The following is an 11,702-nucleotide window of genomic DNA, read 5'->3' as shown; positions in this document are numbered from 1 at the left end:
CCCCCCCCCCCCCCCCCCCCCCCCCCCCCCCCCCCCCCCCCCCCCCCCCCCCCCCCCCCCCCCCCCCCCCCCCCCCCCCCCCCCCCCCCCCCCCCCCCCCCCCCCCCCCCCCCCCCCCCCCCCCCCCCCCCCCCCCTTCCCCCCCCCCCCCCCCCCAAGGCCGCACGGAAGGGGCTCCGGCGCAGCCGGTGCACCTGCGGGCGCGGGAGCACACTGGTCCGCTATCGCCGCAAGGTCGGGTTGAGGCAGACGGTCGGCTCTGCGTCAGACGGCGCAACAGCGCCGCAATACTGGCACCGCCATTGGCCCTCGGCACGCGCCTGCCGCCAGCGACAATTGCGGGTAAGGCTCGTAGTCCGTCTCCGCCACAGCAAGTAGCCCAGAACCGCAGCCAGCAGAAAAATCAGAAGAATCGGCATGATAGCTGTCTATGCCTCCGCAGGCGGCGGCTCAACCGGCTCCGAGCGGGCAGCAGGTCTCTCAGGCGGCGGCGTAGTAGTCGAACAGGCGATCCATGTCCGCGTCCGGCGCGTCTACCACGGCAGCCGACAACGGCGCGGGCGTATAATACTCAAAGCTCTGCTCCAGCACGGCCAGAGCCTGCTGTGCCGCGGTTTCGACCTGCTCGGACTTGGTCTGCGGCGCGTGAAGTGCGGTGATCTGGGTCATGGAATTGCCTCCTTCGGCTTGGCAAGATCCTCCCATGGCCCGCAAGATAGCCCCCGGCGCCGGGGCCCGCAGCCGGTGAATGCGCAAGTCCGCCATGCAGCCAGCGCATTCCCCGCCGAGGTCAACTGATCAGCATTTCCCCGGCCAGCCCCAGCGCAAAGCCCGCAACCGCACCAAGGGCCGGCAGGCTCTTTTCGTTCGAATGGGCCTTTGGCGCGATGTCCTGAAACAACAGGTACAGAATGCCCCCAGCGGCAAAGATCATGATAGCGGCCAGCAGCGCATGCGCCTGGGCCAACCAGACAAGACCCACCAAGGCGCAAACCGGTCCCAGCGCCGCCAGCCCCAGGAACACCAGCAGGACATGCCCGGCAGAGCTGTCCCCCTGGCGGATCTCGCGGAAAGCGGCAAAGCCTTCGGGCAGATTCTGCAGAAAGATCATCAATGCCAGCAGCCGCGCGGTTGCCGCATCCGCCACCAGCATCGCCCCCAGTGCCATCGCCTCCGGGACGTAGTCCAACAGCATCGCCAGCAGCAGCGCGCCACTGCCGCCTTTGCGTTCCAGCAGACTGTCGACGCCGTAAAAGACCACGCCCCCCGCCACGAACAGGGCCACCGCCAGCAAGGGCGGCAGCGTCTCCGCCGCCTCGGGGACCAGCACCAAAGCCACCGCCGAGGCCAGCGCGCCGCCGCCGAAAGCGGCAATCAGGTGCAGCACCTCGTCCCGCAGCATCGGATTGTGGATATGCTCCCGCGCGGCGAGAAACCCGCCGAGCGGCATCGCAAGACCGGCAAATCCGGCCAGAAGCATGGCAGAAACAACAGGTTCCATGGGGTCAGCCTAGCGGCCGCCCGCGCGCGTCTCAACCATCTATTGTGTCTGTCGTGGCGCGGTTCAACCTGGCAACCACAGCGGCAATCACCGCGCGACGGTCACGCATTCAGGCAGCGGGTCATATGCGCCGCCTGCGCCGCCGTCACCGTGTCGCTCGGGCGAACCTCGCGCACCACGGTTGCTCCCGGCCCATGGCCCAGCACCTCGGTCCAGACCCGATAGGGGCCGGTTACCCCGGCTGCACTCGCGCACCCGGCAAGCCGCGCATCCGAGGCCGCTAGCTGCGCCCCCAACCGGTCGCCGTCCGTCGCCATCATGCAACCACCCAGAACCATCGTCACAGCCACCGCCGGGATCATCGGTTTCATCGCCGCGCTCCACACTCTGTTGCAAAGAACATGCCCCCGGTTTCGCAGGAAACCGGGGGCAGTGCAATTTTCAGATTGGCAGGCAGGCGGAACGCCGCGGATCCCCTGCCCGACGGATCAGACCGTGCGCTCGACCATCATCTTCTTGATGTGCGAGATCGCCTTGGCCGGGTTCAGGCCCTTGGGGCAGGTCTTTGCGCAGTTCATGATGGTATGGCAGCGATACAGCTTGAAGGGATCTTCCAGCTGATCCAGACGTTCGCCGGTGGCCTCGTCCCGGCTGTCGATGATCCAGCGGTAGGCATGCAGCAGCGCGGCCGGGCCGAGGTAGCGATCGCCGTTCCACCAGTAGGACGGGCAGGACGTCGAGCAGGACGCGCACATCACGCATTCATACAGGCCGTCCAGCTTCTTGCGGTCCTCGATCGACTGCTTCCATTCCTTGGCGGGACGGTTGGTCTTGGTTTCCAGCCACGGCATGATCGAGGCATGCTGGGCGTAGAAATGCGTCAGATCCGGGATCAGGTCCTTGACCACCGGCATATGCGGCAGCGGGTAGATACGCACATCGCCCTTCACCTCGTCCAACCCGTAGATACAGGCCAGCGTGTTGATGCCGTCGATGTTCATCGCGCAGGACCCGCAGATCCCCTCGCGGCAGGAACGGCGGAAGGTCAGCGTCGGATCGATCTCGTTCTTGATCTTGATCAGCGCGTCCAGGACCATCGGACCGCATTTGTCCATGTCGAGGAAGTAGGTATCCACCTGCGGATTTTTCCCGTCATCCGGGTTCCAGCGGTAGATCTTGAACTTGCGCACGTTGGTGGCGCCTTCCGGCTTGGGCCAGGTCTTGCCGGTCACCACCTTGGAGTTCTTGGGGAGGCTGAATTGAACCATAGTCTGTCTCCTTAGAACGTCCGCGCCTTGGGCGCGATTTTCTTGAGGCTGATGCCGCCTTCGTCTTCGGAGGTCAGCGGATCGGTGATCACCGGACGGTAGCTCAGCTCGACCTTGTTGCCCTCGACACGGGACACGGTGTGGACGCGCCAGTTCTCGTCATCACGCTCGGCGTAGTCCTCATGCGCATGGGCGCCGCGGCTCTCCTTGCGGGCTTCCGCACCCACGATGGTGGCCAGCGCGTTGGGCATCAGGTTGGTGAGTTCCAGCGTCTCCATCAGGTCGGAGTTCCAGACCAGCGAGCGGTCGGTTACGTGCAGGTCGTCCAGCTTGGCCGCGATTGCGGTCATCTTCTCGACGCCTTCCTTCAGGGTCTTGTCGGTGCGGAACACCGCCGCGTCGGCCTGCATGGTGCGCTGCATTTCCAGCCGCAGATCGGCGGTCGGAATGCCGCCCTTGGCGTGACGCAGCGCATCGAACCGGTCGAACGCCTTGTCGACGGACGCCTTGTTCAGCACCGGGTTCGGCGCCTCCGGGTCGACAACCTTGCCCGCGCGAATGGCGGAGGCGCGGCCAAAGACCACCAGGTCGATGAGCGAGTTGGAGCCCAGACGGTTTGCACCATGCACCGAAGCACAGCCCGCCTCGCCCACGGCCATCAGGCCGGGCACGACCGCGGTCGGATCCTCCTCGGTCGGGTTCAACACCTCGCCCCAGTAGTTGGTCGGGATACCGCCCATGTTGTAGTGCACGGTCGGCAGAACCGGGATCGGCTCCTTGGTGACGTCAACGCCCGCGAAGATCTTCGCCGACTCCGAAATCCCCGGCAGCCGCTCCGCCAGCGCCTCGGCCGGCAGGTGGTTGAGGTTCAGGTGGATGTGGTCGCCATGCTCGCCCACGCCGCGGCCTTCGCGGATTTCCATGGTCATCGAGCGGGAGACGTAATCGCGCGGTGCGAGGTCCTTGTACTGGGGCGCGTAGCGCTCCATGAAGCGCTCACCCTCGGAGTTGGTGAGGTAACCGCCCTCGCCGCGCGCGCCCTCGGTGATCAGACAGCCAGAGCCGTAGATGCCGGTGGGGTGGAACTGCACGAACTCCATGTCCTGCAGCGCGAGGCCAGCGCGCGCCACCATGCCGCCGCCGTCGCCGGTGCAGGTGTGCGCCGAGGTGGCGGAGAAATAGGCGCGGCCGTAACCGCCGGTCGCCAGCACCACCATCTTGGCGTTGAAGACATGCATGGTGCCGTCATCGAGCTTCCAGCACACCACGCCCTGACACTGTCCATCCTCGGACATGATCAGGTCGATGGCGAAATACTCGATGTAGAACTCGGCGTTGTTCTTCAGCGACTGGCCATAGAGCGTGTGCAGGATCGCGTGGCCGGTGCGGTCGGCGGCGGCACAGGTACGCTGCACCGCAGGACCTTCACCGAACTCGGTGGTGTGTCCGCCGAAGGGGCGCTGGTAGATCTTGCCTTCCTCGGTGCGCGAGAACGGCACGCCATAGTGCTCCAGCTCGTAGACCGCCTTGGGCGCCTCGCGGGCGAGGTACTCCATCGCGTCGGTGTCGCCCAGCCAGTCAGAGCCCTTGACGGTGTCATACATGTGCCACTGCCAGTGGTCCGGGCCCATGTTGGCCAGCGACGCGGCGATGCCGCCCTGCGCGGCCACAGTGTGCGAGCGGGTCGGGAAAACCTTGGTTACACAGGCAGTGCGCAGACCCTGCTCGGCCATGCCCAGCGTCGCCCGCAGACCCGCGCCACCGGCGCCAACCACCACGACATCATATTCGTGGGTTTCATATTCATATGCTGCTGTCATCGTTTCTGTTCCTTGCCGCGCATATATCAGAGGGCGAGTTTGACGAGGGCGAATAGGCCCGCCGCGATCAGCGTGTAGGTAAACGCCGCAACGGCAACCAGGGCCAGTTTCTGCGCCACGCCATGCACGTAATCTTCAATCGCTTCCTGCGCCTCGCGCAGCAGGTGCAACAGGATCACCACCAGGCTCAGGCCCAGGATGATCGCCGGAATCGGACGGCTGAAATAGGCCAGCACCTCTTCATGGCTGCCGCCCAACGCGCTGCCGAAAATGAAGATGAACAGCGGTACCAGCGGCACCAGCAGAATGGAGCTGACAATCATCTGCCAGTGGTGATGGGTGCCGGTGCCCCCGGCGCCCAGGCCCTGAGCGCGTTTGCGGTCCGTCAGAAATTGCATGTGAAGCCCCCCCTTACACGACCAGAATGGTCAGAACCGCCAGCACGGTGGCGCCGATGAACATGCCCATGCCCATCTTTTCGGAAATCGCAACTTCCAGGCAGTAGCCGAAGTCCCAGATCACGTGACGCAGGCGGCCCAGCATGTGGTACCACAGCGTCCAGGCCCCTCCGAGCATCAGCAGGTCACCCAGCCAGCTGCGCAAGAGCCCGTCGATGAAGGCAAAGGCGGAGTCGGATGTTGCGGCGGCCAGCAGCCACCAAACCACCAGCACGGCCAGGATCAGTGCCGCGATGGCTGTAATACGAACCATGATCGAAGAGATGGAGGTCATCTGCGGCCGGTAATATGGCCCGATCATGAATGGCGAAAGCGGGCGGTTGCCCCGATTGACATCGGCCATGTTGGCTCCTTTCCGGTTGGCTGACGACGTTTTAGCCGATTTTCACGGCATGTCACCCGAAGGAAGGATTAAAACACGCCGGAAATCGCGCCGGTGACGCGAAAAGACCACGCGTTGTGATCACACAAAATATTTAGTGATCACAAATCGCCCGTTTGGATATTTTTTGCAGAATCAGCGGCCGAATTGCAAATCACTGCAAAGGCAGGCAGCGGTCGGATCAGTCGGCGTCAGCACCGCGGTCTGCTGGGCCACCTCTCGCACCAGCTTCTTTCGGATCCGGGCCGGGTAATCGGCAAAGCTGGCGGCTGTGACCACAAATGCCCCCTCGCCCCGGATCACGTTCTCGAAGAAGTAGGCGGTCAGCCCCGGCTCGCTCTGCTCGATGGCAATGGCATTCACGGTGACGCCCGCCGCCGCCAGCGGCCCATGCGCCGCGCGCGGCTCCACGCCCTCGTTGGAGAAGCCGTCACCGGAGATGTCGATCACTCGGCGGCGACAGTCCGGCACCGCCGCGAACTGCTCCAGCGCCAGGAACAGCGCCTCCCCCACCGCTGTGGAATAATTGCGCCAGGGCCGCGGCGCGGTCTCGATCCGCTGCGCCAGGGCTTCGACATCCGCAAAGCTGCGCAGCTGCGCCCAGCCCAGGGACACTTCCTGCCGCGATCGCCCGGACCATTGCACCAGCGAAACCTGCGCACGCGCCCGCACCAAGGCTTCCGAGACCACGCCATCGCGCAGGCCCGCCGCCAATCCGTCCATCTGGATCCGGTATTCCTCCGCGTCGACCGAGCCGGAGACATCCACCGCCAGCACCAGCGCAAGGTCACAGGCAAGGGCCCGTGACGGCCCCTGAAGCCCCAGCAGCAATACGACTAGCAGCACGATGCGCATGCCCCAGCCTAACCGTCACCACGCCGCCGGGTCACGCCTTTTCACCTGTCCCCTCGCCGCTCAGGCAACCCAAGCGCGGCAAGGAAGGGGCAACGGCCCGCGTGTCACTTCGGCATCAAGGCCCAGTAGTCCAGGTCCAGCAGCACGCCGGGCAGGTATTTGCCGTCGTCACCCTTCAGCTCGAACGGTGCGCCGCAAGCGGTCGCCACCAGCCGCAGCCGGATCGCGCCGACACCCGGCGCGGCGGTCTCGGCCTTGTCCAGAACCTCGGACCAGGCGCGCACCGTCATCCCCGCAAGGCACGGGTTGGCATGGGCGCCGCCGTTCAGACCGACGATCATCTGCGCATTGGCCAGCCCGTTGAAGCTCAGCGCCCGCGCCATCGAGATCACATGCCCGCCATAAATCAGCCGGGTCCCATCGGGGCGCGCGGTAGTGTCGAAATGCACCTTGGCAGTGTTCTGCCACAGGCGGGTGGCCAGCATATGCTCGGCCTCCTCGATGGTGACACCATCGACATGGTCAATGGTCTCGCCCACCTCATAGTCGCCCCAGCGGTGCGGCTCGCCCGCCAGGGTGACATCATAATTGCTGAAATCCAGCCCCTCCGGGACCGCCAGCTGGTCCGCCGGGATCGCCTTGGTCAGCTCGGGGATCACCGTCTCGGGCGCCGACGCTTCGGGGTCGCGTTTGCGCACCATCACCCAGCGCACGTATTCCAGCACACACTCGTCGCGCTGGTTCAGCCCGCGGGTGCGCACATAGACCACGCCCGACTTGCCGCTAGAATTCTGCTTCAGCCCGATCACCTCGGATTCGGCGCGCAGCGTGTCGCCGGGATAGACCGGCAGCAGCCAGCGCCCCTCGGCATAGCCGAGGTTCGCCAGCGCGTTCAGGCTGATGTCCGGCACTGTCTTGCCGAACACCAGGTGGAAGGCCGCCAGATCATCCAGCGGCGCCGAAGGCAGACCAGCCGCGCGCGCGAACTCATCCGAGGAATAGAGCGCATGGCGCGCCGGGTAGAGCGCGTGATACAGCGCCCGCTCGCCGCCCGATACCGTGCGCGGCACCGCGTGGGCGATCACCTCGCCAACGGTATAATCCTCGAAAAAGCGGCCCGGGTTGGTCTTGGCCATCAGTGTTCTCCCAGTTTGGTCTCAGGGGTGTAGGTGCCGTCGACGACCTTCACCACCGCCTGACCGCAGCGCATGACGCCCTTCACGGGATCAAAGGCCTGGGTCGGGCTGCCGTGCAGCTCCCAGCCCTTGTTCAGCGCATCAGTCACCTTGTGGCAAAAGGCGGAAGTGTCGTCTTCAGACAGAAATCGGTACAGTTTCATGGTGTTATCCTCCAAAGGGCGATGGCCCGACCATCCCGTGGACGTAGCCGATCACCCCCAGCAGCACAATCGAGCCGCCAAGGAACATGGCATCCTTGGCCAGGCTGCCCTTGGGGCCGGGCTGCCACTCGGGCTCCGAGCGGTTGATGACGATCACCTCTGCCACCGCCCAGGCCAGCAGACCGCCGAACAGCACGAAGGACGCCAGGTCCCAGTTCACCAGAAGATGCGCCAGTGCCCACAGCTTGATCCCTGCCAGCATCGGATGGCGCATGCCATGCAGCAGCGCGCCCTTTTTCGGCGCCGGGCTCATCAGGAAGATGGCGATCAGCACCAGCAGGTTGTTGATATGGCGCAGCACCGGCGGCACCGCCGCGATGTCGTAATACTCGGCACTGCGGTAGCCGATCACCATCAGCACCACCGACAGCAGCAACACCAGCGCCACAAGCGGCCGCCCCTTGCTGCCCAGCGCGGCGCGCATGTCCGGGGCCAGCCGCTTGAACAGATGCGCGCCCCACCACAGCAAAAGTCCCAGAATCAGTAACGCCATGCCGGCCTCCCTCAGATGTTAATTCGATTAACACCTATTCGGAAAGCGCGGCGATTGCATCCGCTTTTGCAAGAATTTCGCGTGCCGTCGCCACATGCAGGTTCTCGACGATCTTGCCGTCCACCACGGCGACGCCCTCCCCCTCGGCTTCCGCCGCCTCGAACGCCGCGATCTGGCGCTGCGCGAGATCAATCTCTGCCTCCGACGGCGCGAAAGCGGCATTCGCGATCTCCACCTGCGCCGGGTGGATCAGCGTCTTGCCGTCAAAGCCCATGTCACGGCCCTGCTCGCATTCCGCGGCCAGCCCCTCGGCGTCCTTGAAGGCGTTGTAGACACCGTCGACGATCACCACGCCCTCGGCCTTGGCCGCCAGCAGGCACAGGCCCAGTCCCGCCATCATCGGCAGCCGGTCGGCGCGGTAGCGGCATTGCAGCTCCTTGGCGAGGTCATTGGTGCCCATCACCATGCCCTGAAGCCTGGGGTGCGCTGCGATCGCCGGTGCGTTCAGCATGCCGCGCGGCGTTTCCATCATCGCCCACAGCGGCATATCCCCGGTGATCTCCGCCAGCGCGTCCAGATCTGCCGGGCTGTCCACCTTGGGCAGCAACACCGCGTCGCAGTCCATCTGCGCCGCCGCCGCGGCATCGGCGCGACCCCAATCTGTGTCCAACCCGTTGATCCGCACGATCTTCATGCGCGCACCGTAGCCGCCCGCCGCCAGCGCCTCGGCCAGGGTCGCGCGCGCATTCTCTTTTTCCTCGGGCGAGACCGCGTCCTCGAGATCAAAGATCACCGCATCCACCGGCAGCTGCCGCGCCTTATCCAAGGCCCGCGGCTTGGAACCGGGGATATACAAAACCGAACGATACGGGCGGGTGCGCGGGTCCATCACGAGCCTCCAGAAGTTATTTTATTGCGCAAACGGCTACAGATTCGGTTGCGACCTTTCAAGGGGAATTTTGCCGCAGCGCAGAAACGCGCCAAGAGGATGACGCCCAATATTCTGAAAACAAATGTGAAATTACCGGGCACGCGCCATTAACCACTTGTCAGCACCTGCCCGGCACAGTGAAGGGTACCACGGCACCGGACCCAGGCCGCCATCTCCGGCCGCGCCCGACGCCAGCAGGCATGGGGCCTGCACCTGCAACTTCGTCACTCACCGGCCCACCCAGGGACGCCGGGGGCAGCGTTTCGCCGCCCCGCCCTGTCCGGCCGTTCCGGAAAGGGTAAAACAGTATGAAACCGACATTTCCTGCACTGACGGCCGCCTGCGCGGTGCTGACCCTGGCGGCCGCCCCCGCGATGGCTCAGGGGCGCAACTGCGCCCCCCGCGACATGGTCGTGAAACGCCTGGCCGAGAAATACGGCGAAAGTCGCCAGAGCATCGGCATGGGCCAGCAGGGCGCGGTCATGGAGACTTTCGCCTCGGGCGAGACCGGCAGCTGGACCATCACCGTGACCACGCCGAACGGGATGACCTGCCTGGTGGCCTCGGGCCAAGCCTACGAAACCCTCGCCGAGGCGCTGCCGCAATCCGGCGACGACGCCTGATCCGAGTGCCCGCGTCACCGCCCCGCGGCGGTGGTCCTCCCCGCGTCACTGTGCTGAGGTCGGGGATGCTGCAGCGGACCGAGGCTGTCGCCGGTGTCAGACCAACCCGTCCCAGATCAGCTTGATCCCGGTGATGGTCAGCAACACATAGGTCAGCCCGAAGAACCAGCGATCGGGGATCCGGTGATGCAGCCATACCCCCAGCGCAGCGCCCCCCAGGGCAAAGGGCACCAGCATCAGATCCAGCAGCAATGTTTCACGTGTGAACAGCCCCAGCCCCGCATAGGGCACGGCCTTGGCCAGGTTGATCGCCCAGAAGATCAGCACCGTGCTGGCCTGAAACTCTGTTTTCCGCAATCCAAGGCTGAGCAGGTAGACCGCCGCCGGCGGCCCTCCGGCATGGCTGACAAAGCTGGTGAAGCCAACAATCAGCCCCGCCAGCGCCCCTGCGGCCCGGCCCAGCGGGCGCGCGGCGACCACTGGCCAGCCCAGCTTGGCGCGCAGCTGCCACAGCACGAAGCCGACCGACACCGCACCAATCAGCACCCGCATCACATCCGCGTCCACCGCGCTGTACAGCCACGCCCCCAGCGCCACACCGGGCAGACCGCCCGCGATCAACAGCAGCGATGCGCGCAGGTTCCAGCGCCCCCAATAGGGTTTCAGCGACACCAGGTCGATCAGCATCAGCAGGGGCAGCATCAGCGCCAGCGCCATGCCTGGCTCCAGCACCAGCGCCAGAATCGCCGAGGATGCAAAGGCCGCACCCGACCCGAAGCCACTTTTGGACACGCCCGCAAACAGAACCGCCGGAACCGCAAAGGCGAATATCGTGACATCCATAACCGGGCTGCCCTCTTTGAAATCCTTTTGCCCCAACAGCCTTAGCCGCAAAATTTCGGCATACACAAGTATGCCAAACACAATGCCGCAGCGCAGAAGACTTGCACCAAGGGGCGATTGGACGTAGGCATCAGGAAATTTCAACCGGACCGGAGACTTTTCCCAATGGCACGACCCAAAATCGCCCTTATCGGCGCAGGTCAGATCGGCGGCACCCTCGCGCATCTCGCAGCTCTCAAGGAACTTGGTGACGTCGTTCTCTTCGACATCGCCGAAGGTATCCCCGAAGGCAAGGCGCTGGACATCGCAGAATCCGGTCCCTCGGAAGGCTTCGACGCCTCCCTCAAGGGCACCCAGTCCTACGAGGACATCGCAGGCGCCGATGTCTGCATCGTCACCGCAGGCGTGCCGCGCAAGCCGGGCATGAGCCGCGATGACCTGCTGGGCATCAACCTGAAGGTGATGAAATCCGTTGGCGAAGGCATCCGCGACCACGCGCCCAACGCCTTCGTGATCTGCATCACCAACCCGCTGGACGCGATGGTCTGGGCTCTGCAGCAGTTCTCGGGCCTGCCCACGAACAAGGTCTGCGGCATGGCCGGGGTGCTGGACAGCGCCCGCTTCCGCCACTTCCTGGCCGAAGAGTTCAACGTCTCCATGAAAGACGTCACCGCCTTCGTTCTGGGCGGCCACGGCGACACCATGGTGCCGTCCGTGCGCTACTCCACCGTGGCCGGCATCCCGCTGCCCGACCTGGTCAAGATGGGCTGGACCAGCCAGGAGAAACTGGACGCCATCGTTCAGCGCACCCGTGATGGCGGCGCCGAAATCGTCGGCCTGCTGAAAACCGGCTCCGCCTTCTACGCGCCCGCCACCGCAGCGATCGAGATGGCCGAAGCGTTCCTCAAGGATCAGAAGCGCGTGCTGCCCTGCGCCGCCTATTGCAACGGCGAGCTGGGCGTGAAGGACATGTATGTGGGAGTGCCCACCGTGATCGGCGCCGGCGGCATCGAGAAGATCGTGAACATCCAGCTGACCGAAGAAGAGCAGTCCATGTTCGACAACTCGGTCAACGCGGTGAAGGGTCTGGTCGACGCCTGCAAGGGCATCGACAACTCGCTGGCGTAAT

The 11,702-nt window shown here is 65.1% G+C and carries 15 protein-coding genes; 2 read left to right on the top strand and 13 right to left on the bottom strand.

Going from position 1 to position 11,702, the window contains the following annotated elements:
* Positions 1-480: 480 nt before the first annotated feature.
* The 12 genes from AB9K35_RS19080 to AB9K35_RS19025 all read right to left on the bottom strand — a co-directional run bounded on the left by AB9K35_RS19080 (position 481) and on the right by AB9K35_RS19025 (position 9,065).
* Positions 481-669 (bottom strand): hypothetical protein, encoded by a 189-nt coding sequence (locus AB9K35_RS19080; RefSeq protein ID WP_369928549.1) that lies wholly within the window; start codon positions 667-669, stop codon positions 481-483.
* 121 nt (positions 670-790) lie between these two features.
* Entirely contained in the window at positions 791-1,501 is a 711-nt protein-coding gene (locus AB9K35_RS19075; RefSeq protein ID WP_222456279.1) for a ZIP family metal transporter, read from the bottom strand.
* A 101-nt stretch (positions 1,502-1,602) separates the two neighbouring features.
* Positions 1,603-1,872, bottom strand: coding sequence for a hypothetical protein (locus tag AB9K35_RS19070; protein WP_369928547.1), 270 nt, complete (start codon positions 1,870-1,872; stop codon positions 1,603-1,605).
* A gap of 117 nt (positions 1,873-1,989) precedes the next feature.
* Entirely contained in the window at positions 1,990-2,769 is a 780-nt protein-coding gene (locus tag AB9K35_RS19065) for a succinate dehydrogenase iron-sulfur subunit (protein WP_369928545.1), read from the bottom strand.
* An 11-nt stretch (positions 2,770-2,780) separates the two neighbouring features.
* Entirely contained in the window at positions 2,781-4,589 is a 1,809-nt protein-coding gene (gene sdhA / locus AB9K35_RS19060; protein ID WP_222456281.1) for a succinate dehydrogenase flavoprotein subunit, read from the bottom strand.
* 26 nt (positions 4,590-4,615) lie between these two features.
* A complete protein-coding gene (gene sdhD / locus AB9K35_RS19055) occupies positions 4,616-4,987 on the bottom strand; it encodes a succinate dehydrogenase, hydrophobic membrane anchor protein (protein ID WP_222456282.1) in 372 nt (123 codons plus the stop codon).
* 13 nt (positions 4,988-5,000) lie between these two features.
* Entirely contained in the window at positions 5,001-5,390 is a 390-nt protein-coding gene (sdhC, locus tag AB9K35_RS19050) for a succinate dehydrogenase, cytochrome b556 subunit (protein WP_369928542.1), read from the bottom strand.
* 174 nt (positions 5,391-5,564) lie between these two features.
* A complete protein-coding gene (locus AB9K35_RS19045) occupies positions 5,565-6,284 on the bottom strand; it encodes a DUF1194 domain-containing protein (RefSeq protein WP_369928540.1) in 720 nt (239 codons plus the stop codon).
* Between the two features lie 104 nt (positions 6,285-6,388).
* Positions 6,389-7,420: a MaoC family dehydratase gene (locus AB9K35_RS19040; protein ID WP_369928539.1), complete on the bottom strand. Its 1,032-nt coding sequence runs from the start codon at positions 7,418-7,420 to the stop codon at positions 6,389-6,391.
* Positions 7,420-7,623, bottom strand: a complete 204-nt coding sequence (locus AB9K35_RS19035; protein ID WP_222456286.1) for a DUF1737 domain-containing protein — start codon at positions 7,621-7,623, stop codon at positions 7,420-7,422. Before AB9K35_RS19035 ends, AB9K35_RS19040 begins: the two co-directional genes overlap by 1 nt.
* Positions 7,624-7,627: 4 nt before the next feature.
* Complete coding sequence (locus AB9K35_RS19030) at positions 7,628-8,176, bottom strand: NnrU family protein (RefSeq protein WP_222456287.1); 549 nt, start codon at positions 8,174-8,176, stop codon at positions 7,628-7,630.
* A 34-nt stretch (positions 8,177-8,210) separates the two neighbouring features.
* The gene (locus AB9K35_RS19025; RefSeq protein ID WP_369928536.1) at positions 8,211-9,065 is read right to left on the bottom strand and encodes a CoA ester lyase; all 855 of its coding nucleotides are present in this window, start codon (positions 9,063-9,065) and stop codon (positions 8,211-8,213) included.
* A 350-nt stretch (positions 9,066-9,415) separates the two neighbouring features.
* Here AB9K35_RS19025 and AB9K35_RS19020 point away from each other — a divergent pair, with 350 nt between their 5' ends.
* Entirely contained in the window at positions 9,416-9,730 is a 315-nt protein-coding gene (locus tag AB9K35_RS19020; RefSeq protein ID WP_369928534.1) for a hypothetical protein, read from the top strand.
* Between the two features lie 96 nt (positions 9,731-9,826).
* Here the strand turns inward: AB9K35_RS19020 and AB9K35_RS19015 are convergent, their stop codons facing one another.
* Positions 9,827-10,573 (bottom strand): sulfite exporter TauE/SafE family protein, encoded by a 747-nt coding sequence (locus tag AB9K35_RS19015; protein WP_369928532.1) that lies wholly within the window; start codon positions 10,571-10,573, stop codon positions 9,827-9,829.
* A gap of 165 nt (positions 10,574-10,738) precedes the next feature.
* On the opposite strand from AB9K35_RS19015, the gene mdh reads away from it, so the two are divergent.
* Positions 10,739-11,701 carry a malate dehydrogenase gene (mdh, locus tag AB9K35_RS19010; protein ID WP_222456291.1) on the top strand — a complete coding sequence of 321 codons (963 nt, stop codon included), beginning with the start codon at positions 10,739-10,741 and terminating at the stop codon, positions 11,699-11,701.
* Position 11,702 lies beyond the last annotated feature (1 nt).

The organism is Leisingera sp. XS_AS12 (genome assembly GCF_041224635.1).
Classification (GTDB): domain Bacteria; phylum Pseudomonadota; class Alphaproteobacteria; order Rhodobacterales; family Rhodobacteraceae; genus Leisingera.
Note: the sequence above shows the minus strand (reverse complement) of the source record. Positions and strands in the feature narration are given on the sequence as shown.